The sequence below is a fragment of the Mesorhizobium sp. LjRoot246 genome (assembly GCF_964254115.1).
Lineage (GTDB): Bacteria > Pseudomonadota > Alphaproteobacteria > Rhizobiales > Rhizobiaceae > Mesorhizobium.
Window position 1 is genome coordinate 2,044,308 of record NZ_CAXUSN020000001.1, and the last position, 22,646, is coordinate 2,066,953.

The following is a 22,646-nucleotide window of genomic DNA, read 5'->3' on the forward strand; positions in this document are numbered from 1 at the left end:
CTCTACTCCGCCGGCTCTACATTGGTGTAGGCGGCTTCCTCGAGTTCGCGCTTCAGCCGGGCTTCCTCATGGGTTTTCGGCGTGACGAAGCGGCCAAGCAGGAGATAGGCGACCGGCGTTAGGAACAGAGTCGAAACGGTGGCCAGCCCAAGTCCGCCGACGATGACCCAGCCGAGCGCGACGCGCGCCTCGGCACCGGCGCCGCTCGCCAGCACCAGCGGCAGGCCGCCGAGCACGGTGCAGATCATCGTCATCATCACCGGCCGCACGCGGATGATCGAGGCTTGTTCGATCGCCTCGCGCACGCCAAGGCCGCGGTCGCGCAACTGGTTGGCGAATTCGACGATCAGGATGCCGTTCTTGGCCATCACGCCGACCAGCAGCACCAGGCCAATCTGGCTGTAGGCGTTGAGACTGGTGCCCGAGAGCAACAGGGCAAAGATCGCGCAGGCGAGGCCAAGCGGCACCGTCGCCATGATGATGACGGCGCTGACGAAGCTCTCGAACTGGGCGGCCAGCACCAAAAGGATGATGACCAGCGCGAAGCCGAAGATGGTGACCATGGCGCTGTTGGTCTCGCCCAATGTCGCAGCCTCGGCCAATGGCAGGATGCGGCTGCCCGCAGGCAGCAGCGGCGTGGCGATCTCCTCGGCCCGGGTGAGCGCATCGCCAAGCGCGAAGTCGCCGGCAAGGTTGGAGGTGATGGCCACCGACGGCTGCTGCTGCTCGCGCGACAGCGACGGCGGCACGGCACGCTCGGTCAGCGTGGCGATGGTCGACATCGGCACGAAGCGTCCGTCGGCCGTTTTCAGGAAGATGTTTTCGAGGTCGGTCGGATCGTTGATCGGATTGGTGGTCGAGACCAGTTTCACGCCATAGCTGCGGTCGGCGATGTAGACATCGACGACGTCGTTGCCGTCGAGCATGGCCTGCAAGGTGTTGGCCAGCCCGGCGATGTCGATGCCGAGATCGGAGGCGCGCTCGCGGTCGATGGCGACGGCAAGCTGCGGCTGCGTCGGGTCGATCGACAGGCGCGGTGTCTGGAAGCGCGGATCCTTCTGCATCTCGGCGATGATCTTCACGGCCGCGTCGCTGAGCGTCTTGCGGTTGTTGCCGACCAGCGCGAACTGCAGGCCGTTGCCGGCGCCGCGGATGCCGAGACTGTTGGGCTGCACCGGGAAGATGCGCACGCTCGGCACCCGCCTGGTCAGCTGGCTGATCTCAGCCATGATCTCTTGCTGGCTGCGGCTGCGCTCGTTCCATGGCGCCAGCGTCATCACCATGAAGCCGGAGTTGTAGGAGCCGTTCTGGCCGGCATTCTCGAAGGTGCTGCGGATCTCGCCAGCATCGCGCATCGGCTGAATCAGTCTCTCGATCTTCTGCATCTGCTGCGTCGTGTAGTCGAGGCTGACGCCTTGCGGGGCGCTGATGCGCAACAGCACGGCGGCGCGGTCCTCGGTCGGCGTCAGTTCCTGGCGGATGGTGCCGAACAGCGTGAAGGCGGTGCCGGCAAACAGCACCGCCACCAGAAGCACGATCCATGGCGCATCGAGGCAGGCATGCAGGGCGCGCTTGTAGGCAGTGTTGAGCGCGCCGCCGATGCGGGCGCCGATGCCGTGGCCGCCTTCGTGGTGGAGCGATGCGCTCGACAGCATGCGCGAGGCGAGCATCGGGCAAAGTGTGAGCGCCACGACGCAGGACAAAAGCACCGACATGGCAAGCACGAAACCGAACTCGCGGAACAGGCCGCCGGTCTGGCCGGGCAGGAACGAGATCGGCACGAAGACGGCGACCAGCGTCAAGGTGGTGGCGATGACGGCGAAGAACACTTCCTGCGCGCCGAGTACGGCGGCTGCGCGCGGCCCCATGCCTTCGTTGCGTCGTCGCACGATGTTTTCGAGCACGACGATGGCGTCGTCGACAACCAGTCCCGTCGCCAGCACCAGAGCGAGCAGGGTCAGGATGTTGACCGAGAAGCCGGCCAGATAGATGGCGGCGATGGTGCCGATCATGGCGACCGGCATCGACAGTCCCGGGATCAGCGTCGCGCGCCAGTCGAGCAGGAAGATATAGATGACGATCAGCACCATGGTCACCGACAGGCCGAGCGCGATCTCGACCTCGTGCACCGCGCCCTTGACGAAGACCGCGTCGTCGCTGGTGATCTTGATCGCCATGCCCTTCGGCAGGTTTTCCTGCAGCTTGGCGACGGCGGCCTGGACGCCGGTCGAAATGTCCAGCGTGTTCGATTCCGCCTGGCGGATGATGCCGATGCCAATGCCGGTCTTGCCATCCGAACGCAGCGTGGTCTGGCCGACGTCGGGGCCGAGCGTGACGGTGGCGACGTCGCGGATGCGCGTCGTGCCGCCGACGATGATGTTTTCGAACTCTTCGGGCGTGGTCACGTCGGCGGTCGTACGGACGATCAGGTCCTGATCGGTCGTGGTGATCGAACCGGCCGGTGAATCGAAGGCGACAGAGGCAAGCGCCGCCCTGAGGTCGGCGACCGTGAAGCCGAGGCTGGCGAGCTTGTTCTGGTCGACGTCGATGCGGAAGATCTTGTCGCGGTCGCCATAGACCTGGACGTCGGCAACGCCGGGCACGGCGGCCAGCTCGTCCTCGATCTGGTCCTGGACCACCACGGTCATGTCCTGGATCGACATGTTGTCCGAGGTCACGGCCAGTCGCATCACCGGGTCGGAATTGGCGTCGGCCTTGACGATGCGCGGCGGATCGGCCGTTTCCGGCATCTGGTTGGCGACGCGGCCGACGGCATCACGCACGTCCGAGGCGGCGACATTGAGATCGACGCCATCGTTGAACTCGATGGTGACGCGGCTCGACCCGAATGAGGAGGAAGACGAGATCGACTTGACGCCGGAGACACGGGCGACGGCGCCCTCGATCGTGTCGGTCAGTTCACGGTCGACGGTTTCGGCAGCCGCTCCTTCGAAGGCGGTGGAAACGGTGACGACGGCGCGGTCGACGTCGGGCAATTCGCGGATCTCGACGCCATAGAAGGCGGCCAGGCCGGCGACGGCAATAAGGGTGTTCAGCACGAAGGCCATCACCGGCCTGCGGATGAACAGGGCGGTGAAGCCGGTCTCGCTGGCGGCGTTGACGGACCCGGTCATGAGCCTGCGGCGGCGTCCGCGGCGCGCTGCTCTTCGCCGGCAAGGCGGACCGCGCCGCCTTCGCTGACGCTCTGCGTGCCTTCGGTGACCACCATGTCACCGCTGTCGATCTCCGCGTCGATCAGTACGGTCTCGGTGTTGCGCTGGATGATGCGCACCGGGACCCGCCTGGCCTTGCCGTCCTCGATCTGCCAGACATAGGCGCCATCCGAACCCCACAGGATCGCCAGCGGGCTGACGGCCGGATAGGTTTGCCCCGGGAATTTCATGGTGATGCCGAACGACATGCCGGCGCGCAGCGAATCGGCCGGATTGGCGATCTTGGCCTTGACCAGAAGGGTACGGCTCTTCTCATCGATGTGGTTGTCTATGGCCGAAACCGTGCCGGTATAGGCATTGCTGGGATTGGCGATCGGCGTCGCCGTCAATTGCGCGCCGACCTTGACGGCGGCGGCGAAACGTTCCGGCACCAGGAAATCGACCAGAATGCTGGAGCGATCGTCAAGCGTGGCGATCGCCGACTGGTTGGTGACATAGTTGCCGGCCGAGATCGGCAGGATGCCGACGGTGCCGGCGATCGGCGCCAGAATCGACCGGCGCTGCAGTGCAAGTTCCGCATCCTGGAGCGCCAGCTTGGCGCCCGCCAGCACCACTTCGGCGTCGGCCACGGCGACCGGGGTCGCGGCATTGGAGGCACGCAGTGACTTGACGCGGTCGAGCTTGGATTGCGCATCCTGCAAAGCGAGCTTGGCGCGGTCCTGCGAGATCACTTCGGTTTCGGAATCGAGGGTGGCGATGATCTGGCCCTTGTCGACATGGCCGCCGGATTCGACCAGCAGTTCGGCGAGGCGGCCGGAACTGTAGGGATTGACGGTCACCGAGGCGTTGGCACGGCCGGTGCCGATCGCCTGCAGGCGGTCGTTGATAACAGCCGAAGTGGCCGCCAGGGCGACCACGTTCACCCGCTGGTTGCCGCCATTGCGGCCATTTGCCTGCCTGGCATTGGCGGCACCGGTTTCAGCCGGGGGCGCTGCCGCATAAGCCCAGTCGATGCCCCAGCGTGCCAGCACGTCGTGCGCGCCAGGATAAAAGCGTAGCCAGGCGCCTGCCGCCACCACCAGCACCACCAGCGCAAAAAGTATCTGTTTCCAGGCGGCCATCGGCACTCCGGTTGGTGAAAATGTCTACCGGCTTCCCCAAAATGAAGTAGACGTGGCAACGCATCCCGGCCTGCGCAGACCGCGCCGATATCACGGCTTTATGGCAATTCTGCCGCTGCCGTGCACATTAAATCTATGTAATCTTGGATAGGCGCAATAGAACAGGAACTCCCAATCCGCCACGCTAGTTAGGAGCCTGCCCTGAACATGTCGATCACGGCACGCAGGCCGGCGGAGAGATACCGCCGGCTGGGATAGTAGAGAAACAGGCTGTCGTCCGGAGCACACCAATCATCCAAGCAGCGAACTAGCGCACCGCTTGCCAAGTGCCGCATCGCTCGGTTGTCCCAAACGTAAGCGAGGCCACAGCCTTGTAGCGCGGCCTCGACCATCAGCTCCTGGTCGTCGAGGGTGACGGGGCCATTGACTTCGACATCGACAGCCTCGCCATTCTTCTCAAACTGCCAGTTGTAGATCGCGCCGCTGGGATAACGATACCGAATGCAGGAGTGTTCGCGCAGATCGGCAGGCCTGACCGGTATCTTGCGCCCAGCGAGGTAATCGGGGGAACCAACGACCGAGAAGCGCAGGGTCTGCTTGATGCGAACGGCGATCATGTCTTGCATCAGCCGCTCGCCAAAGCGAATGCCAGCGTCGAAGCTCTCCTCGACGATGTCGACCAGCCTGTCCGTGGCCACAATGTCCAGGTGAAGACCCGGATTCTGCTTGAGTAACGGTCCCATCACGTCATGCAGCACAAAGGGCGCGATCGAGTTGGGGATGTTGATCCGAACCGTGCCGAACGGCGTGCCCCGGAAGGAATTGAGGCTGTCGATTGCCTTTTCGATCTGGCCAAACGCGGGATGCAGTTCGGAGAGAAATCGTGCGCCCGCTTCGGTTAGCGATACGCTGCGTGTGGTGCGGTGGAACAGCCGCACGCCCACGCGCTCCTCCAGCCTGCGGATCGTGTGGCTGATCGCCGAAGCTGCCACGCCCCGCTCGACCGCGGCCTGCCTGAAGCTCCTGTAGCGGGCGACGGCCAGGAAGGTTGACAACTCGGCAAGCTCGGTTCTGTGCATGATGCTGCGCGCCTCGATTGATATCCCACATTCATGACTCTAATCAGAATTCATCGCCTAATCATCACTATTCTGACTGTGTAGATAACGGGGCACCGGCAGATCGGCCATCAGTTGGCGCCCGGCCGGGTGAATAGTTCAACAGATGGGGATCACCATGACCAAGCCCTCGAAGACTCTCGAAGGAAAAGTCGCGCTGGTTACCGGAGCAAGCTCCGGTATTGGGCGCGCCACCGCCGTCGAGTTTGCCCGTCGTGGGGCAAAGGTAATCGCTAGCGCTCGGCGTGCTTCCGAAATCGCAGCGCTCGTCACCGAGATTAAGAAGGAAGGCTTCGAAGCAACCGCGGTCGTCGCCGACGTCAACGTCGAGCAGAGCGTGATCGACCTCGTCGCGAAGACGATCTCGACCTATGGCCGCATCGACATCGCCTTCAACAATGCCGGAACCGAGGGCGCGTTTTCGCCATTCGTCGACCAGACCAACGAAACCTATGACACCATCTTCAACGCCAACGTCCGCGGTGTCTTTTGGTCGATGAAGCATGAGGTGAGGGCGATGCTGGTCCAGGGTGGTGGCGGCGCCATCATCAACAACGCCTCCATGGGCGGCGTGATCGGCTTCGCCAACGCAGGTCTTTACATCGCCAGCAAGCACGCCGTTCTCGGCCTGACCAAGACCGCATCAATCGAACTGTTCAAGCAGGGCGTCCGCGTCAATGCGATCAATCCCGGCATCATCGACACACCGTTTCAGGACCGTATCTGGCCAAGTGCCGAGGCAAAGGACGCCTTTGCCGCATCGACCGTACCAGGGCGGGCCGGCTCTCCCGAAGAGATGGCGACAGTCGTCGCCTTCCTCGCCTCGGATGACGCCTCGTTCGTCTCCGGCCATGGCCTGCTCGCCGATGGCGGCTATTCGATCGCCTGATCGTGCCAAGCACGTCCCGTGATCGGCAGCGGAATCAACCTGCAACTCAAGGAAACTGGCACAATGACCACACAACCCTCCGCCGCTGCCCTGGTCCCGTCGAACGGCACGCAGCTCACCCTCGTTGCTTTCATTCGAGCGAAGCCTGGCCAAGGAGGTGAACTCGGACGACGTCTTTGGACCCTCGTCGAGCCGGCTCGCGCCGAGCCCGGCAACATCAATTACGACCTGCACAGATCGAACGACGATCCCGACGTGTGGGTGCTCTACGAAAACTGGCAGGCTCCGTCCGATTTGACGGCACATTTCGAGCTTCCGTACATGAAGGAGTTTATCGCGGCGCTCCCTGAGGTGCTCGAAGGGGAAATGGACCTGCATCGGTGCGCGATGGTCACCACGGTCGCCGCCACGGCTAACGCAGACTTTCCATCTCACGGATGCGTTTGGCGCCCTCTGCTTCCAGTTGGCGAGTGACGGCGCCGATCAGCGTTTCGGCGACGACGAACAAGGCGGCCGAAGAGTCCCATGCCGACGGCACCGCGGTTCGTCCGGCGATGACATGGCGAGCAAAGCGGGCGATCGGCGACAGCCACTGGTCGGTGAACAGCACGATCTGCACGCCGCGCTGATGCGCCTTTTCGGCAAAGCGGAGGAGACTGTCCTGGTAGCGCCTGATGTCGAAGATCACCAGCACGTCGCGCTTGCCCATGTCGATCAGCCTGTCGCGCCACATGCTTTCCTGGCCGGCGAGGTGAAAGACATCAGGCTGGATGACGGCGAGGTGGGCGGCCATGTAGCGCGCCAGCGGATCGGTGAAGCGGCCGCCGATCAGGAAGGTCTTGCCGCGCCGGTCGACGAGCCGAGCGGCGATGTCGGCAAGCTGCTTGTCGGAAAGGTGCCTGAACGTCTCGCGCATGTTGTCGAGCGTTGCTTCCAGCATCGGCGACACCGTGCCGCCGCCGGGCGAGGGCGGGTTGAGTGTCCTTGTCGCCGGTGATTGCAGTTGGGCCGCCAGTTCATCCTGCAGGCTCGACTGGAATTCCGGATAGTTCTGGAAGCCGAGCCGGGCGACGAAGCGCAGGATCGTCGGCGAGGAAACGCCGGCCGCGGCCGAGAATTCGGCCACCGTCTTCAGGCCGATCATCGGATAGTTGGCGATCAGCGTCTGGGCCGCGCGCCGTTCGCCGGCCGGCATCGTGCCGATGCGATCGGCGATCAGTTCGGCAATGCTGGAAATCATGTTTTCCCCACCCCTGGCTCGGTCGATGGTCTTTTCCGAAATCGCATTTGACAAAGCCGGACAAACTGTATGAAATCATCCACAGGGACGCAATGAGGCAAAATACGTAACATACGATACAGCGCTCCCCGGGGACGGCAGACTATGGAGAAAGCACGGCCCGCCAGCCTTGCATCGCCTGATACCGTGAGGGTGACGAACCCCGGCGGATCGAGCCCTTTCGTGCTGACCTGCGATCACGCCTCGAATTTCCTGCCCGCCGAATTCGGCACGCTCGGCCTGGCCGCCGAGGACCTGTCGCGCCATATCGCCTGGGATCCCGGTGCGTTGCCTGTTGCCCACCGGATGGCGCAAGCGCTCGACGCGACGTTGGTCGAAACCCGCATTTCGCGCCTCGTCATCGACTGCAACCGGCCCCTCGACGCGCCCGACCTGATACCGCCGGTCAGCGAGACCACGGCCATACCGGGCAATGCTGGCCTGTCGGAAAGCGAGCGGGCGGCGCGTGTCGCGTTGTCATGGCAGCCTTTCCACGACACGATTGCAGGCATCATCGACAACAGGCTGTCACACGGTCAGCAAACGCGGCTGGTTTCGGTCCACTCCTTCACGCCGGTTTACAAGTCCAAAAACCGGCCCTGGCATATCGGCATCATCCATGACGAGGATCGCCGGCTGGCGGCACCGCTGATATCAGCGCTGCGGCGGCTTGCCGGCGTCACCGTCGGCGTCAACGAGCCCTATTCGCCGGCCGACCGCGTCTACTTCACGCTGGAACGGCATGCGCGATCGCGCGGCCTGCCCTGTGCGATGATCGAAATCCGCAACGACGAAATCGCCGGCGAGACCGGGCAGCGGAAATGGGCGGATCTGCTCACGGGCATTTTTTCGGATCTGGAGCCAGAGGAGGCCGGACAAACCAGATCGCATTCAGTCGGAAAGTCAGTTCAATCGGCCAATTAGAACCACAGGGGAATGAAAATGGCAGGACCGGGTTATACGGACATTGACAAGAAGGAGGACCTGAAGGTTCTCCATGGCATGGGCTATGCCCAGGAATTGTCGCGAAGCATGAGCCGCTTCTCGAATTTCGCGATATCGTTCTCGATCATCTGCATCCTTTCGGGCGGCATCAACTCCTTCGCGCAGGCGACATCGTCGATCGGCGGCGCAGGTGCGGGCATCGGCTGGATCGTCGGCTGCTGCGTGTCGGGCTTCTTCGCACTTGCCATGGCACAGATCGCCTCGGCATTTCCAACCGCCGGCGGCCTCTATCACTGGTCGTCGATCCTCGGCAACCGCTTCACCGGCTGGCTGACGGCCTGGCTAAACCTGTTCGGCCTGATCACCGTGCTTGGCGCCATCAACATAGGCACCGCTTTCTTCTTCGTTGGAACGTTCGGAAGCTGGTTTGGCATCACCGGCACACCGGGCGAAATCGTCGGGTTCGTCGCCTTCATCACCGTGCTGCAGGCGCTGTTCAACCATTTCGGCATCAAACTGACGGCAATGCTCACCGATGCTTCGGGCTTTCTTATCCTGGGCGCAACAGCAGTGCTGATCGTGGCCTGCCTGGTGTTCGCACCGGCAATCGACATCAGCCGGCTGTGGACGTTCACCAACTACTCAGGCGATGCTGGCGGCGGTGTTTTTCCGCAAACCGACTCCATGAGCTACCTGTTCCTGCTCTGCCTGCTTCTGCCGGTGTACACAATCACCGGCTATGACGCCTCGGCCCACACCTCCGAGGAGACCGTCAAGGCAGCACATTCGGTCCCGCGAGCGATCGTTTCGTCGGTGCTGTGGTCGTCGCTGATCGGCTGGGTGATGCTGTGCGCAATCGTTCTGGCGATCCCGGACCTGGCTGTCGGCGCCAAGCAGGGATGGAGCGTATTCTTCTCGACAATGGATGCAATCCTGCCAGTGTGGCTGAAGGAACTGCTTTATTTTGCGATCCTGATCTCGCAATTCCTCTGCGGCCTCGCCACCGTGACCTCGGCTTCGCGCATGCTGTTTGCCTTCTCTCGCGACGGCGGCATGCCCGTTGGCTCTGCGGCTCTCGCCAAGGTCAACCCGACCTGGCGCACGCCGGTCAATGCGATCTGGACGGCCGCGATCCTCGAGATCCTGTATGTGTTCCTTGCCCAGTTCATCTCGATCGGCGGCACCAACATCTACACCATCGTCGTCAATTCGACGCTGGTGTTCCTGTTCCTGTCGTTCATCATTCCGATCGTGCTCGGCATGATGACTTTCGGAACGGCGAAATGGCCCAATCCTGGCCCGTGGAACCTGGGCGCCGGGCTGTTCAAGCTGTTCTGTGCGCTGTCGATTGTCGGTATGGCGATCATCTTCTACATCGCCATCCAGCCGCCGAACGACAAGGTGCTTTACATCACCATAGGCTTCATCGTGCTGACCGCCGTGCTTTGGTTCGGTTTCGAGAGCCGCCGCTTCCAGGGTCCGCCGATCGGTGACCAGATCGCCAAGCGCCAGGCCGCGATCAAGGCAGCCGAGGTGGCAATCGGCGAAGCTGGCGCCGCCTGATATCGCCCTATGTGGTCATGGCCGGCCTCGCGCCGGCCATGGCCGCGTTTATCCCTTTCAATCGACAAGCGCTGGAGTGCCAAAGGAATGGCCGGAAATTTCTCGTTCGATCAGTTGAAGAAAGCGGTCTCCAGCGGCGAGATCGACACCGTGTTGGCCTGCATCGTCGACATGCAGGGCCGGCTGGCGGGAAAACGCTTCCTGGCACAGTACTTCGTCGATTCCGCGCATGACGAAACACATGGCTGCAACTATCTGCTGGCGGCCGACATCGATATGGAACCGGTGCCCGGCTACAAGGCGGCAAGCTGGTCGAAGGGCTATGGCGACTTCGTCATGAAGCCGGATCTGGCAACGCTGCGGCGCATTCCGTGGCTGGAAAAGACGGCACTGGTGATCTGCGACGTGCTCGACCACCACACCCATGACGACCTGCCGCACTCACCGCGCGCCATCCTCAAGAAGCAGGTCAAGCGGCTAAGTGAGCGCGGCTATATCGGCTATTTCGCTTCCGAGCTTGAATTCTATCTGTTCAACGAGACCTATGATTCCGCGCGCAAGAAGCACTGGCAAGGTCTCGACACCGCTTCGCCCTATATCGGCGACTACCAGATCGGCATCACCACCAAGGAAGAAGGCGTCATGCGCCGGCTTCGCAACGAGATGGAAGCGGCCGGCATTCCAATCGAGAATTCCAAGGGCGAGTGGGGTCCGGGTCAGGAAGAGATCAATGTGCGCTACGCCGAGGCGCTCGACATGGCCGACCGTCACGTCATCCTGAAGAACGGCGCCAAGGAAATCGCCGAGTCCGAGGGCAAGGCGATTTCGTTCATGTCCAAGTACAATTACGCGCTCGCCGGCAATTCCAGCCACATCCACAATTCGCTGTGGAGCGCCGACGGTAAGACGCCGTTGTTCTTCGACAAGACGGCCGACTGGACGCTGTCGACGCTTGGCCAGCAATGGGCCGCCGGCCAGCTCAAATACGCCAAGGAGTTCACCTGGTTCCTGGCGCCCTACATCAACTCCTACAAGCGCTTCCAGGCCGGCACATTCGCGCCGACTAAGATCATGTGGAGCGAAGACAATCGCACCGCCGGCTTCCGCCTGTGCGGCGAGGGCACCAAGGGCATCCGCATGGAATGCCGCATCGGCGGCGCCGATCTCAACCCGTATCTTGCTTTCGCAGCGCTGATCGCGGCCGGACTTGCCGGCATCGACGAGAAGCTGGAATTACAGAAGCCATTTGTCGGCGATGCCTATCAGGCGTCTCGTTTGCCGGAGATCCCGAAGACGTTGCGCGATGCCACCGAGACGCTAGCGAAGTCGAAGATGTTGAAGCAGGCGCTCGGCGAAGACGTGCTCGAACATTATGTCCATACCGCCAAGTGGGAGCAGTTCGAATACGACCGCCGCATCACGGATTGGGAACTGCACAGGGGGTTCGAGCGGTACTAGGGGTAGTTTGCGAAACGTCGGCGCTTGCCCCTCGCCCTTACCTCCCCGTTAGAAATGGGAGAGGGGGCGTCGACGTTGGAGCTTTCCCTTCTCCTGTCACTAGACGGGGAGAAGGTGCCGGTCCACCCTCCGCAGCTGCGGCGCAGCTGCTGCGGAGGACGGGCAGGCGGATGAGGGGCGGCACAAGGCCAGATGACTTTCGATTTTACAGAAGTGCGAGGACTTAAAAGATGACCGAAACGGTCAAACTCATATCCCCCGTCGATGGCTCGCTCTATGCCGAGCGGCCGATCGCAACAGATCAGGCGATCAATGCAGCGGTCGAGCGTGCCAGGGCAGCGCAAGAGAAATGGGCTGAGATACCGATCGTCGAGCGCGGCAAGTATATGCTTGCGATGCTGGAAGCGCTGGTCGCCATGACCGACGAGATCGTGCCGGAGATCGCTTGGCAGATGGGGCGTCCGGTGCGCTATGGCGGTGAGTTCGGCGGCGTCAAGGAACGCACCAACTATATGGTCGAGATCGCCGAGCAGGCGCTCAAATCCGTGCCGGCCTCCAACCCGAAGGACGGCTTCCGCCGCTATGTGAAGAAGGATCCGCTCGGCGTGGTCATGGTGATCGCGCCGTGGAATTATCCCTATCTCACCGCCGTCAACACCATCGTGCCGGCACTGATGGCCGGCAATGCCGTCATCCTCAAACATGCGGCGCAGACGCTGCTGGTCGGCGAGCGCTTCCAGCAGGCTTTCGATAAGGTCGGCCTGCCCAAGGGCGTGTTCCAAAATGTCGTGCTGAACCACGCCCAGACCGAAAAGCTGCTCGGCTCGGGCAAGATCGATCATGTCAACTTCACCGGCTCGGTCGGCGGCGGCCGCGCCATCGAAAAGGCGGCGGCGGGCACCTTCATGACGCTCGGCTTGGAGCTTGGCGGCAAGGACCCGGCCTATGTGCTGTCCGACGCCAAGATGGACCATGCGGTCGCCAATCTGGTCGACGGCGCCTTCTACAATTCCGGCCAATGCTGCTGCGGCATCGAGCGCGTCTATGTGCACGAAAAGGTCTATGACGAATTCGTCGAAGGCTTCATCGCCGAGACCAAGAACTATGTCGTCGGCAACCCGCTCGACCAGGCGACGACGATGGGGCCGATGGCGCAGGCGCGCTTCGCCGAACTGATCCGCGAACAGAAGGCCGAGGCACTGCGCAAGGGTGCCAAGGCGCACATCGACATGAAGGTGGCTAACGACAAGGCCGGTTCGCCCTATCTGGCGCCGGAAGTGCTGACCAATGTCGATCATCAGATGAGCGTCATGCGCGAGGAGAGTTTTGGGCCGATCGTCGGCATCATGAAGGTGCGTAACGACGAAGAGGCGATCGCGCTGATGAACGACAGTCCGTATGGGCTGACGGCCTCGATCTGGACGCGCGATACCGAGCATGCGGTGGCGATCGGCAACCGCGTCGAGACCGGCACGGTGTTCATGAACCGCTGCGACTACCTCGATCCGGCGCTCGTCTGGACCGGTGTCAAGGACACCGGCAAGGGCGCCGGCCTGTCGGCCATCGGTTATGACAATCTGACCAGGCCGAAATCATTCCATCTGCGCGAAGCCATCTGATTTATTGAAAGACAAAAATGTCCAAGCTGATCTCCAAATGGAACTATCCCACCACCGTCCGCTTCGGCGCCGGGCGCATCAAGGAATTGCCCGAGGTACTGGCGGCCACCGGCATCAAGCGGCCGCTGTTCGTCACCGATCCGGGTCTGGCGAAACTACCGGTCGTCGCCTCGACGCTGAAGATCCTCGACGATGCCAAGGTTCCCTACGGCGTCTTCTCCGAGGTCAGGCCGAACCCGGTCGAATCCAATCTTACCGCCGGCATCGCCGTGTTCAAGAAGGGCAAGCATGACGGCGTCATCGCCTTTGGCGGCGGCTCGGCGCTCGATCTCGGCAAGCTGATCGCCTTCCAGGCCGGCCAAGTCAGGCCGGTGTGGGACTTCGAGGATGTAGACGACTGGTGGACGCGCGCCAACTCGGATGCGATCGCGCCGATCATCGCCGTGCCGACCACCGCCGGCACCGGATCGGAAGTCGGCCGCGCCGGCGTCATCACCAATGAGGCGACGCATACCAAGAAGGTCATCTTCCATCCCAAACTTTTGCCAGCGATCGTCATCGCCGATCCGGAACTGTCGGTCGGCATGCCCGGCTTCATCACCGCCGGCACCGGCATGGACGCGCTTGCCCATTGCCTCGAGGCCTATTGTGCGCCCGGCTATCATCCGATGGCCGACGGCATCGCGGTCGAAGGTGTGAGGCTGGTCTTCGAGAACCTGCCGAAGGCCTATGCCAACGGCAAGGATATTGTTGCCCGCGCCCATATGATGAGCGCCGCCGCCATGGGCGCCACCGCGTTCCAGAAGGGGCTCGGCGCCATCCATTCGCTGTCGCATCCGGTCGGTGCGCTCTACGATACCCATCACGGCATGACCAACGCCGTGTTCATGCCCTATGTGCTGGCCTTCAACCGTGACTCCATCGAGGAGCGTATTGGCCGGCTCGCCGCCTATTGCGGCATCAAGGGTGGCTTCGACGGCTTCGCCAAGGCCATCATCAAGCTGCGCAAGGAATTGAAGGTGCCGCACGCGCTGCCGGGCCTGATCAAGGGGCTCGACATGGATAAGAAGCGCAAGGCGCTGATCGCCGACATGGCGGTGGTCGATCCGACCGCCGGCGGCAACCCGGTCAAGCTGACCAAGAAGGCGGCGCTGACCCTGCTCGAAAACGCCATCGCCGGCACGGTCTGAGGCGTTTTCCGCACCGCAAAGTGATCTGAAAAGGGGCTGTAAAAACAAGGGGGAGGATGAAGGGCAAGGCACAAACTAGTTAGCCGGAAAAAGAATCGCGGAGCGATTGCTACGTCAGGTTAAAAAGAGTTTACTTTTCGCACTGCGAGCAGTCGGTTTCACAAAGCTTTCATCTGGCTGTCACATGAAAACGATACCGCATCGCAGGCGTCCAACGGCGTCAGTTCAACGGAGAGAACACATGTTCAAATTCACGGGGAAAGTGCTTTCCCTTTCGGCCGCGGCGCTTTTCGCGTCGACGGTGATTTCGTCCGCGGATTCGATGGACGATCTCGTCAAGGCCGCCAAGGCGGAAGGCCAGCTTACCACCATCGCGCTGCCGCACGACTGGTGCGGCTACGGCGACGTCATCGCCGGTTTCAAGGCGAAGTATCCGGAAATCACCATCAACGAACTCAATCCCGACGCCGGTTCCGGCGACGAGGTCGAGGCGATCAAGGCCAACAAGGACAACAAGGGGCCGCAGGCGCCTGACGTCATCGACGTCGGCCTGTCCTTCGGCCCGACCGCCAAGGCCGATGGCCTGATCCAGCCCTACAAGGTGTCGACCTGGGACTCGATCCCCGATAGCGCCAAGGATGCGGAAGGCTACTGGACCGGTGACTATTACGGCGTGCTGTCCTTCCAGGTCAACAAGGATATCGTCAAAGAAGCTCCGGCCGACTGGGCCGATCTTCTGAAGCCGGAATTCGCCAACACGGTCGCACTCGCCGGTGATCCGCGCGCTTCGAACCAGGCCATCCAGGGCGTTTATGCCGCTGGTCTGTCGTCGGGCGCCGCCGCTGGCGAAGCTGCCGGTACTGCTGGCCTCGACTTCTTCAAGAAGCTCAACGCCGCCGGCAATTTCGTGCCGGTCATCGGCAAGGCAGCTACGCTGGCCCAGGGCCAGACCCCGATCCTGATCACCTGGGACTATAACGCGCTTGCTGGCCGCGACACGCTGAAGGGCAACCCGCCCGTCGACGTCGTCGTGCCGAAGACCGGTGTCGTCGCCGGTGTCTACGTGCAGGCGATCAGCGCCTACGCGCCGCATCCGAATGCAGCCAAGCTCTGGCTCGAATACCTCTACTCGGACGAAGGCCAGATCGGCTGGCTGAAAGGCTATTGCCACCCGATCCGCTTCAACGATCTCGCCAAGAACGGCAAGATCCCGGCTGACGTCTTGGCCAAGCTGCCGCCGGCCGAAGCCTATGCGTCCGCCGTGTTCCCGACGCTCGACGAGCAGGGCAAGTCCAAGGAAACCATCACCAAGAACTGGGATGCCGTCGTCGGCGCCAACGTCAAGTAAACTCAACACGATACCGGGCGGTCCCGAGGCCGCCCGGTCCTTCTCTCGAAGACGGTAGCCGGCGCATGACCGATATCTCGTTGTCCGACCACGCTGTCACCGGGAAGACCGCGCCTCCCGCCGAGGTGCGCAGCATGCGGCTGCCGACGCAATGGCTTGGTGTCGCGCCTTTCTTCATCTTCGCCATCATGTTCCTGATCCTGCCCACGCTCTATCTGATGCTGGGCGCATTCCAGAACGATGCGGGTGAATTCACCTTTGAAAATATTGCCGCACTGGCGCAGCCGTCGATCGTTGCCGCCTACTGGATTTCGATCAAGGTCAGCCTCGCCTCATCGCTGATCGGCGCCTTCGCGGGTCTCGCCATCGCCATCGCCATCGTGCGCGGCGGCCTGCCGGATTGGATACGCTCGGCGACGCTGACCTTCTCCGGCGTTGCTTCCAATTTCGCCGGCGTGCCGCTGGCCTTCGCCTTTATCGCAACGCTCGGCCGGCTGGGCCTTGCCACGGTGATCCTGAACACCTTGTTCGGCCTCAACATCTACGCGCATGGCTTCAACATCCTGTCGTTCTGGGGGCTGACGCTGACCTATGTCTATTTCCAGATTCCGCTGATGGTGGTCATCATCGTGCCAGCCATCGACGGGCTGAAGAAGGAATGGGGCGAGGCCGCCGCAACGCTGGGCGCGACCATGTCCCAGTACTGGCGCATGGTGGTCATTCCAGTGATCTGGCCGAGCTTCCTCGGCACTGTGATCCTGCTCTTTGCCAATGCCTTCGGCGCCATCGCCACTGCCTATGCGTTGACCGGCTCGTCGCTCAATATCGTGCCGATCCTGCTCTATGCGCAAATCCGCGGTGACGTGCTGCACAATGCTCATCTCGGCTATGCCATAGCTTTCGGCATGATCTTCATCACCGGCCTGGCCAATGTCTTCTACATCTGGTTCCGGACCCGTTCCGAGAGGTGGCTGAAATGAAGTCGGGAAAGTTCTGGGCCTGGGTCGTTTTCGCGTTTGGCGCGGCGTATTTCTTTATTCCGCTGATCGCGACCGTGGAGTTTTCCATGCGCATGCGGCGTGGCGAGTACTCCTTCGACGCATACAAGGTCGTGCTCGGCGATGCACGTTTCCAGGCGACGTTCATGTATTCGGTGGTCGCGGCCATCTTCACCATCATTCTCGGTGTACTGGTGGTGGTGCCGGCCGCCTACTGGATCCGGCTTCGGCTGCCGCAGTTACGACCGATCGTCGAGTTCATTACACTGCTGCCGCTGGTCATCCCGGCCATCGTCATCGTCTTCGGCTACATCAGGATGTACGGGTCGAATTCGCCGCTGCCGTTCCTGGCGACCGACACAGGCACCAATGCCTTGCTGGTGATCGGCTATGCGACACTTGCGCTGCCCTATATGTATCGCGCCGTCGACACCGGGCTTCGCACCATCGACGTGCGTACCTTAACGGAAGCGGCACAGATCCTTGGCGCCGGCTGGGGCACCATCATCACCCGCGTCATCCTGCCCAATGTGCTGATCGCGGTGCTCTCGGGCGCATTCCTCACCTTCGCTATCGTCATCGGCGAATTCACCATGGCGAGCCTGCTCAACCGGCCGGCCTTCGGCCCCTATCTGCAGAATATTGGCGCCAACCGCGCCTATGAGCCGGCGGCACTTGCCATCATAGCCTTCGCCATCACCTGGGGGTGCATGTCGCTGATTCAGATCCTGTCCCGCTTCGCGCCGAAATCGGCGAACCGCCCAAATTGACCGAAAAGTACTGATCGAAAGAACAACACCATGGCCGACCCGTTCCTTTCCATCCAGCACGTTCGAAAATCCTTCGGCGCCACCACTGTGGTCGAGGATTTCAATCTCGATGTCGAGCGCGGCGAATTCGTCTCCTTCCTCGGCCCGTCCGGTTGCGGCAAGACCACTGTGCTGCGCATGGTGGCAGGCTTCGAGGAGCCGAGCGCGGGCACGATCGTTGTCGGCGGCAAGGACATTACGAGGCTGAAGCCCAACCAGCGCAATGTCGGCATGGTGTTCCAGGCTTATGCGCTGTTTCCGAACCTGACCGTGGCGCAGAATATCGGCTTCGGCCTGAAGGTTGCCGGCATGCCGAGGGCTGACATCGATGCCCGTGTCACCGAGATGCTCGGCATCATCAAGCTGCCGCAAATGGCGGACCGCTACCCCTACCAGCTCTCGGGCGGCCAGCAGCAGCGCATCGCGCTGGCCCGCGCCATAGCGCCGAAGCCGAAGCTGCTGCTGCTCGACGAACCGCTATCGGCGCTCGACGCCAAGGTGCGCGTGTCGCTGCGCGAGGAAATCCGCTCGATCCAGAAGAAACTCGGCATCACCACCATATTCGTCACGCACGACCAGGAAGAGGCGCTATCGATCTCGGACCGCATCGCCGTCATGTATGGCGGCAAGGCCGAGCAGGTCGGCACGCCGTTCGAGATTTACAACCGCCCGGCGACCAAGTTCGTCGCCAATTTCGTCGGCACGCTGAACGTGCTCGAAGGCACCGTTACCGACGCCGCTGCAGGCACGGTGCGGGTCAATTCCGAACAGGTCTCGCTCAAGGGCAGGCTAAACGGTTCCAAGTCGGGCGACACGCTGTCGCTGGCGCTGCGGCCCGAGGCGATTTCGCTTGGCCGCCAGCCCGGCCGCGACTCCAGCCTGTCCGGAGAAATCTCCGAAGTGCATTTCCTTGGCTCGGTCATCCGGGTTCGTGTCGGCATCGGCGGCAGCATGGTCTCGCTCGATACGTTCAACAGCCCGGCAACGCCACCGCCCGCTGTTGGTGAAAAGGCCGATATCTCGTTCTCGTCGAGCGACATGCTGGTGCTGCACTAGGCTGTGTCGATATCCAGGTGAGGCCAGCCTGACCTACACATCCTGGGACCGCGTAATCGGGGCTTCCTCAGGCGGCGCAATGAATGGCTGCGTCGCTGTCTGAGAGACGGCAGTGCGTGGGTCCGCGCCGCATGTGTCGAGCGCCGGGCGCCGGCCGGCAACACAAGTCCGGTATGCGTCTCGCCTGTGCAACAGCCGATCAACAGCATCTTGCCGGCTTGCCACTGCCGACAATTCCGCATCATAACAGGTCATGGCCCTTTTCGAGCTGACCCTTGTCCTCCTGTTGATTGCCGTAGCGCTGACGGCGCTGTCGCGACGGCTGGAGGTTCCCTATCCCTCGTTGCTGGCGCTGGCGGGGGTGGGCATCGCCTTCGTGCCTGGCGTGCCGACCATCGAGATCGATCCGGAGCTGGCGCTTGCCCTGTTCATCGCGCCGGTGCTGCTCGATGCCGCCTATGATACGTCGCTCCGCGACCTCAATCGCTACAGGGTGCCACTTGCCCTGTTGGCGCTTGGTGCCGTCCTTTTCACAACGGCTGCGGTCGCGCTGGTTGGCTGGGCGATGGCAGGCCTGCCCATCGCCGCGGCGATAGCGCTTGGCGCCATCGTCGCGCCACCCGATGCGGTCGCGGCATCGGCCGTGCTCGGGCAATTCAAGGTGCCGCACCGCATCACCGCCATTTTGCAAGGTGAAAGCCTGCTCAACGATGCGACGGCGCTGCTTATCTATCGCATCGCCGTGGCCGCGGCGCTCGGCCCGGTCCTGTTGAGCAATGCGGCGCCGATGATCGCGCTGTCGACGGTTGGAAGCCTGGTGACCGGTTATGCGCTTGGCCACCTGTCTCTCGCTACGCTTAGCCGCATCGAAGACGCCGCGAGCGGCACGGTGGTGCAGTTCGCAGGCACTTTTGGCGTCTGGATCCTGGCGGACAGGCTGGGCCTTTCCGCCATCATCACGATCGTCGTCTACGCCATGACGATCGCACGCACCGCGCCTCGCCGGATGTCGGCCAGAAAGCGCGTCAGCTCCTATTCGGTCTGGGAAACCGCGGTCTTCGTGCTCACCGTGCTGGCTTTCGTGCTGATGGGCCTGCAAGCGCGCACAATCGTCGAGCGGCTGGCCGGCGCCGGACAGCTCAGTGCGTTCGTCTTTGCCGCTGCGGTTCTGGCCGTGGTTATCGTCTCGCGCCTTGTCTGGGTGCTCGGCTGCGGCGTGATCCTCAGGGCGCTGGCGCGTCTCGGCAGTGCCGAACAGCAAAAGGAGGCGCCATCGTTTCGCGGCGGCGTGCTGATCGGCTGGTGCGGCATGCGCGGTCTGGTGACGTTGGTGGCGGCATTCGCTCTGCCGCAGGACTTTCCCGGCCGCGACCCGATCGTGCTCGCCGCTTTCTCCGTCGTCCTTGGCACGCTGGTGCTGCAAGGCATGAGCCTGAAGCCGCTGCTGCGGCTGCTAAACCTCGACCCTGACGAAACCGTCGACCGCGAGGTCGCGCAAGCACGCGTCGTGGTCATGCAGGCCGCCCTCGATATATTGAGCGGCAAGACGTCGGACGCGGCGGCCGCAGTGCGCGAGCAATATGCCGCCCAACGCAAGATCGCCAAAAATCCTGACGATGCCCAGGCGGCGACTGAATATGACCGCTTGCGTCTTTACGCCATCAAGAGCCAGCGCGATGCGCTGGAAGAATTGCGCCGCAACGGCACGATCGGCGACGAGGCCTATCACCGCCTGGAGGAAGAGATCGACTGGTCGGAACTGGCGGCGTCGCCAGCAGGCCGGTTCCAGCCACTGACGACGACCTGACCGCTGGCCCAGCCGCGCTATCCATCCGGCACATTGCAACCAAACTGCCGAACCGCTACTGCCATGACGAAATTGAGCCGGATAAGCAATGAAGCTGGTCAGCTACAACATCCAGTATGGGTTCGGCGGCGACGAGCGCTACGATCTCTCTCGCGCCGCGCGCATCGTTGCCGGCGCCGATATCATTGCGCTGCAAGAGGTGGAGCGGCACTGGCCGCGCAGCAATTTCGACGACCAGCCGGAGCTGCTTTCCAGTCTCCTGCCGGATTATCACTGGGTCTATGGCCCGGCCTTCGACATGGATGCCAGCGAGCAGCGAGACGGCCATCTGGTCAACCGGCGCCGCCAGTTCGGCACCATGGTGCTGTCGAAGCTGCCGATCGTCTGGTCGCGGCTGCATGCGCTGCCGATGCGCCGCACGCTCCGTCCGCTCAACACCCGCAACGCGGCACTCGAATGCATGGTCCGCACGCCGGCGGGTCCGGTGCGCGTGTTGTCGCTGCATCTCGCCCATATCGCGGTCGAAGAGCGGCTGGAGCAGATCGACTATCTCATGGCCGAGCATCGCAGGGCACCGTCCGATGGCGGGCCGTGGAGCGGCGTCGACGATGAGCCCACGCGCAACTGGACCAGTGGCGAGGCGGAGCCGGAAAACCCGCTGGCGGCGATCTGGATGGGCGACTTCAACATGGAACCGGGCAGCGCCGAATATCGCCGCATCGTCGGCAGCACGCCCTACCATCGGGATGCTGCCTATCCTGACGGTTTCGTCGATGCCACCGCCGTGGCCGGCGAGCCGGTCGCGGATTTCCACACCCATGTGAAGACCATAGACGGCAAACTGACGAAACGCCGGCTCGACCATTGCTTCGTCGGGGGCATGTTCGCCGGGCGCGTGCGCTCGATCAGCGCCGACGTCGGCGAGGTCGCGTCGGATCATTTCCCGCTGCGGGTAGACATCGACCTGGAAACGCCCGGCATCGCCCCATGACACTGTTCGTCTTCTTCGCGGTGCTTGCCGCCGCCGCCATGCACGCGATCTGGAACGCGCTGGTCAAGGTCCATCTCGACCGCTTCCTGTCGATCACGCTGATGACGCTGGGCATGGGCGCCGCGGCCCTGCTCGTGCTGCCCTTCGTTGAGGTGCCCAAGGCCGAGGTGTGGCCCTACATCATCGCCTCCGTGTTTTTCCACATGGGCTACCGGACCTTCCTGATCGGCGCCTACAAGGCCGGCGATTTCGCCCAGACCTATCCGCTGGCACGCGGCACCGCACCTCTACTCTCGGCCTTCGGTGGCATGTTCGTCGTTGCCGAGATTCCCGGCCCGTTCGCCATGCTCGGCATCTTTCTGTTGTCGGCCGGCACGCTGGTGATGTCGTTTCGCGGCGGCGCGCATCTGGAGAAGCTCAATTTGCGCGCGGTCGGTTTTGCGCTCGGCACCTCGATCTTCATCGCCAGCTACACGCTGTCCGACGGCAGCGGCGCTCGGCTGGCCGCCACCGCGCAGAGCTATGCCGCCTGGCTGTTCATCTGCGATGCTTTTGGTGCACTGGCATTGTGCCTCATCTTCCGCGGGCCGAAGGCGCTGCCGGTGCTGGCGCGCGACTGGAAGGCGGGGCTGTTCACCGGCGTGCTCAGCGGTGCCGCCTACTGGATCGTCATGTGGGCGATGACCAAGGCGCCGATCGCCTCGGTGGCATCGCTGCGCGAAACCTCGATCCTGTTTGCCATGCTGATCTCGGTCTTCGCGCTTGGCGAGAAGATGACGGGCTGGCGCGGTGCCGCCGCGCTCAGCATCGTTGCGGGTGTCGTCGCGCTCAGGCTCGGCTGAGCTTCAGCCCAGAACCGTCATCACCTGGCGGCGCTTCTCCGGGCTGAAACGGATGACGACGATGATGCAGACGGCGACCACGCCGGCAAACAGCGCCAGCGCATAGCCATAGCTGCCCCCGGCGCTTTCAGCGATTCCTGCCTGATACGGTCCGCCATAGGATGCCGCGAGATTGCCGGCCTGATAGATGAAGCCGGGCAAGGTCGTCCGCACCGCGCCGGGCGAAAGCTCGTTGAGATGCCCCGGGATTGCCCCAGGCGCATCTTCCTCCTCCATCATCATCGATGCGAGGAACTATCAGCCAGTTCAGGCAAGACCGGTGGTCACTTTTTCGCGCGGCTCATTTGATCGAACGCCACGTGGAGTGGCATGAAGATGCGAGCGGATGCGGGAGCGACCGCCATCATCGGTCGATGAAGTCGATACTCGGCTTGAGGATG

General features: G+C 62.7%; 19 protein-coding genes. 14 read left to right on the forward strand and 5 right to left on the reverse strand.

Annotation, left to right across the window (positions count from 1 at the left end; translation table 11 throughout):
- Nucleotides 1-2: 2 nt before the first annotated feature.
- The 3 genes from ACSQ3L_RS09890 to ACSQ3L_RS09900 form a co-directional block, all read right to left on the reverse strand.
- Nucleotides 3-3,134 carry an efflux RND transporter permease subunit gene (locus ACSQ3L_RS09890; protein ID WP_436159766.1) on the reverse strand — a complete coding sequence of 1,044 codons (3,132 nt, stop codon included), beginning with the start codon at nucleotides 3,132-3,134 and terminating at the stop codon, nucleotides 3-5.
- Nucleotides 3,131-4,294, reverse strand: coding sequence for an efflux RND transporter periplasmic adaptor subunit (locus ACSQ3L_RS09895; RefSeq protein WP_436159767.1), 1,164 nt, complete (start codon nucleotides 4,292-4,294; stop codon nucleotides 3,131-3,133). Before ACSQ3L_RS09895 ends, ACSQ3L_RS09890 begins: the two co-directional genes overlap by 4 nt.
- A gap of 188 nt (nucleotides 4,295-4,482) precedes the next feature.
- A complete protein-coding gene (locus tag ACSQ3L_RS09900) occupies nucleotides 4,483-5,373 on the reverse strand; it encodes a LysR family transcriptional regulator (protein WP_436159768.1) in 891 nt (296 codons plus the stop codon).
- 157 nt (nucleotides 5,374-5,530) lie between these two features.
- Here ACSQ3L_RS09900 and ACSQ3L_RS09905 point away from each other — a divergent pair, with 157 nt between their 5' ends.
- Nucleotides 5,531-6,301, forward strand: coding sequence for an SDR family NAD(P)-dependent oxidoreductase (locus ACSQ3L_RS09905; protein ID WP_436159769.1), 771 nt, complete (start codon nucleotides 5,531-5,533; stop codon nucleotides 6,299-6,301).
- A 63-nt stretch (nucleotides 6,302-6,364) separates the two neighbouring features.
- Nucleotides 6,365-6,775 (forward strand): putative quinol monooxygenase, encoded by a 411-nt coding sequence (locus ACSQ3L_RS09910; RefSeq protein WP_436159770.1) that lies wholly within the window; start codon nucleotides 6,365-6,367, stop codon nucleotides 6,773-6,775.
- On the opposite strand, the gene ACSQ3L_RS09915 is transcribed toward ACSQ3L_RS09910, so the two are convergent.
- Nucleotides 6,714-7,541 carry a MurR/RpiR family transcriptional regulator gene (locus ACSQ3L_RS09915; protein ID WP_436159771.1) on the reverse strand — a complete coding sequence of 276 codons (828 nt, stop codon included), beginning with the start codon at nucleotides 7,539-7,541 and terminating at the stop codon, nucleotides 6,714-6,716. The two genes, ACSQ3L_RS09910 and ACSQ3L_RS09915, sit on opposite strands and share 62 nt — an antisense overlap.
- 144 nt (nucleotides 7,542-7,685) lie before the next feature.
- Between ACSQ3L_RS09915 and ACSQ3L_RS09920 the strand changes: the two genes are divergently transcribed.
- The 12 genes from ACSQ3L_RS09920 (at nucleotide 7,686) to ACSQ3L_RS09975 (ending at nucleotide 22,206) form a co-directional block, all read left to right on the forward strand.
- The gene (locus tag ACSQ3L_RS09920; RefSeq protein WP_436159772.1) at nucleotides 7,686-8,504 is read left to right on the forward strand and encodes an N-formylglutamate amidohydrolase; all 819 of its coding nucleotides are present in this window, start codon (nucleotides 7,686-7,688) and stop codon (nucleotides 8,502-8,504) included.
- A gap of 18 nt (nucleotides 8,505-8,522) precedes the next feature.
- Nucleotides 8,523-10,088 carry an amino acid permease gene (locus ACSQ3L_RS09925; RefSeq protein ID WP_436159773.1) on the forward strand — a complete coding sequence of 522 codons (1,566 nt, stop codon included), beginning with the start codon at nucleotides 8,523-8,525 and terminating at the stop codon, nucleotides 10,086-10,088.
- Nucleotides 10,089-10,175: 87 nt separating this feature from the next.
- The gene (locus ACSQ3L_RS09930) at nucleotides 10,176-11,546 is read left to right on the forward strand and encodes a glutamine synthetase family protein (RefSeq protein ID WP_436159774.1); all 1,371 of its coding nucleotides are present in this window, start codon (nucleotides 10,176-10,178) and stop codon (nucleotides 11,544-11,546) included.
- Nucleotides 11,547-11,776: 230 nt separating this feature from the next.
- Complete coding sequence (locus ACSQ3L_RS09935; protein ID WP_436159775.1) at nucleotides 11,777-13,165, forward strand: aldehyde dehydrogenase family protein; 1,389 nt, start codon at nucleotides 11,777-11,779, stop codon at nucleotides 13,163-13,165.
- A gap of 17 nt (nucleotides 13,166-13,182) precedes the next feature.
- Nucleotides 13,183-14,355: an iron-containing alcohol dehydrogenase gene (locus tag ACSQ3L_RS09940; RefSeq protein ID WP_436159776.1), complete on the forward strand. Its 1,173-nt coding sequence runs from the start codon at nucleotides 13,183-13,185 to the stop codon at nucleotides 14,353-14,355.
- Between the two features lie 241 nt (nucleotides 14,356-14,596).
- Nucleotides 14,597-15,703, forward strand: coding sequence for an ABC transporter substrate-binding protein (locus ACSQ3L_RS09945; protein ID WP_436159777.1), 1,107 nt, complete (start codon nucleotides 14,597-14,599; stop codon nucleotides 15,701-15,703).
- Between the two features lie 65 nt (nucleotides 15,704-15,768).
- Nucleotides 15,769-16,683 (forward strand): ABC transporter permease, encoded by a 915-nt coding sequence (locus ACSQ3L_RS09950; protein WP_436159778.1) that lies wholly within the window; start codon nucleotides 15,769-15,771, stop codon nucleotides 16,681-16,683.
- Complete coding sequence (locus ACSQ3L_RS09955; protein WP_436159779.1) at nucleotides 16,680-17,471, forward strand: ABC transporter permease; 792 nt, start codon at nucleotides 16,680-16,682, stop codon at nucleotides 17,469-17,471. The genes ACSQ3L_RS09950 and ACSQ3L_RS09955 overlap by 4 nt, the downstream gene beginning before the upstream one ends.
- 30 nt (nucleotides 17,472-17,501) lie before the next feature.
- Entirely contained in the window at nucleotides 17,502-18,566 is a 1,065-nt protein-coding gene (locus tag ACSQ3L_RS09960; RefSeq protein ID WP_436159780.1) for an ABC transporter ATP-binding protein, read from the forward strand.
- Between the two features lie 253 nt (nucleotides 18,567-18,819).
- Nucleotides 18,820-20,373 carry a cation:proton antiporter gene (locus ACSQ3L_RS09965; RefSeq protein ID WP_436159781.1) on the forward strand — a complete coding sequence of 518 codons (1,554 nt, stop codon included), beginning with the start codon at nucleotides 18,820-18,822 and terminating at the stop codon, nucleotides 20,371-20,373.
- Between the two features lie 88 nt (nucleotides 20,374-20,461).
- Entirely contained in the window at nucleotides 20,462-21,364 is a 903-nt protein-coding gene (locus tag ACSQ3L_RS09970; protein WP_436159782.1) for an endonuclease/exonuclease/phosphatase family protein, read from the forward strand.
- Nucleotides 21,361-22,206 carry an EamA family transporter gene (locus ACSQ3L_RS09975; RefSeq protein ID WP_436159783.1) on the forward strand — a complete coding sequence of 282 codons (846 nt, stop codon included), beginning with the start codon at nucleotides 21,361-21,363 and terminating at the stop codon, nucleotides 22,204-22,206. The genes ACSQ3L_RS09970 and ACSQ3L_RS09975 overlap by 4 nt, the downstream gene beginning before the upstream one ends.
- A gap of 3 nt (nucleotides 22,207-22,209) precedes the next feature.
- Here the strand turns inward: ACSQ3L_RS09975 and ACSQ3L_RS09980 are convergent, their stop codons facing one another.
- Complete coding sequence (locus ACSQ3L_RS09980; protein WP_436159784.1) at nucleotides 22,210-22,485, reverse strand: hypothetical protein; 276 nt, start codon at nucleotides 22,483-22,485, stop codon at nucleotides 22,210-22,212.
- Nucleotides 22,486-22,646: the final 161 nt, after the last annotated feature.

Coding starts and splice junctions, on each gene's coding strand:
- ACSQ3L_RS09940 (WP_436159776.1), top strand. CDS start 13,183: ATGTCCAAGCTGATCTCCAAATGGAACTATCCCACCACCGTCCGCTTC.
- ACSQ3L_RS09965 (WP_436159781.1), top strand. CDS start 18,820: ATGGCCCTTTTCGAGCTGACCCTTGTCCTCCTGTTGATTGCCGTAGCG.
- ACSQ3L_RS09905 (WP_436159769.1), top strand. CDS start 5,531: ATGACCAAGCCCTCGAAGACTCTCGAAGGAAAAGTCGCGCTGGTTACC.
- ACSQ3L_RS09890 (WP_436159766.1), bottom strand. CDS start 3,134: ATGACCGGGTCCGTCAACGCCGCCAGCGAGACCGGCTTCACCGCCCTG.
- ACSQ3L_RS09915 (WP_436159771.1), bottom strand. CDS start 7,541: ATGATTTCCAGCATTGCCGAACTGATCGCCGATCGCATCGGCACGATG.
- ACSQ3L_RS09950 (WP_436159778.1), top strand. CDS start 15,769: ATGACCGATATCTCGTTGTCCGACCACGCTGTCACCGGGAAGACCGCG.
- ACSQ3L_RS09910 (WP_436159770.1), top strand. CDS start 6,365: ATGACCACACAACCCTCCGCCGCTGCCCTGGTCCCGTCGAACGGCACG.
- ACSQ3L_RS09970 (WP_436159782.1), top strand. CDS start 20,462: ATGAAGCTGGTCAGCTACAACATCCAGTATGGGTTCGGCGGCGACGAG.
- ACSQ3L_RS09930 (WP_436159774.1), top strand. CDS start 10,176: ATGGCCGGAAATTTCTCGTTCGATCAGTTGAAGAAAGCGGTCTCCAGC.
- ACSQ3L_RS09960 (WP_436159780.1), top strand. CDS start 17,502: ATGGCCGACCCGTTCCTTTCCATCCAGCACGTTCGAAAATCCTTCGGC.
- ACSQ3L_RS09925 (WP_436159773.1), top strand. CDS start 8,523: ATGGCAGGACCGGGTTATACGGACATTGACAAGAAGGAGGACCTGAAG.
- ACSQ3L_RS09980 (WP_436159784.1), bottom strand. CDS start 22,485: ATGATGGAGGAGGAAGATGCGCCTGGGGCAATCCCGGGGCATCTCAAC.
- ACSQ3L_RS09945 (WP_436159777.1), top strand. CDS start 14,597: ATGTTCAAATTCACGGGGAAAGTGCTTTCCCTTTCGGCCGCGGCGCTT.
- ACSQ3L_RS09935 (WP_436159775.1), top strand. CDS start 11,777: ATGACCGAAACGGTCAAACTCATATCCCCCGTCGATGGCTCGCTCTAT.
- ACSQ3L_RS09975 (WP_436159783.1), top strand. CDS start 21,361: ATGACACTGTTCGTCTTCTTCGCGGTGCTTGCCGCCGCCGCCATGCAC.
- ACSQ3L_RS09895 (WP_436159767.1), bottom strand. CDS start 4,294: ATGGCCGCCTGGAAACAGATACTTTTTGCGCTGGTGGTGCTGGTGGTG.
- ACSQ3L_RS09955 (WP_436159779.1), top strand. CDS start 16,680: ATGAAGTCGGGAAAGTTCTGGGCCTGGGTCGTTTTCGCGTTTGGCGCG.
- ACSQ3L_RS09920 (WP_436159772.1), top strand. CDS start 7,686: ATGGAGAAAGCACGGCCCGCCAGCCTTGCATCGCCTGATACCGTGAGG.
- ACSQ3L_RS09900 (WP_436159768.1), bottom strand. CDS start 5,373: ATGCACAGAACCGAGCTTGCCGAGTTGTCAACCTTCCTGGCCGTCGCC.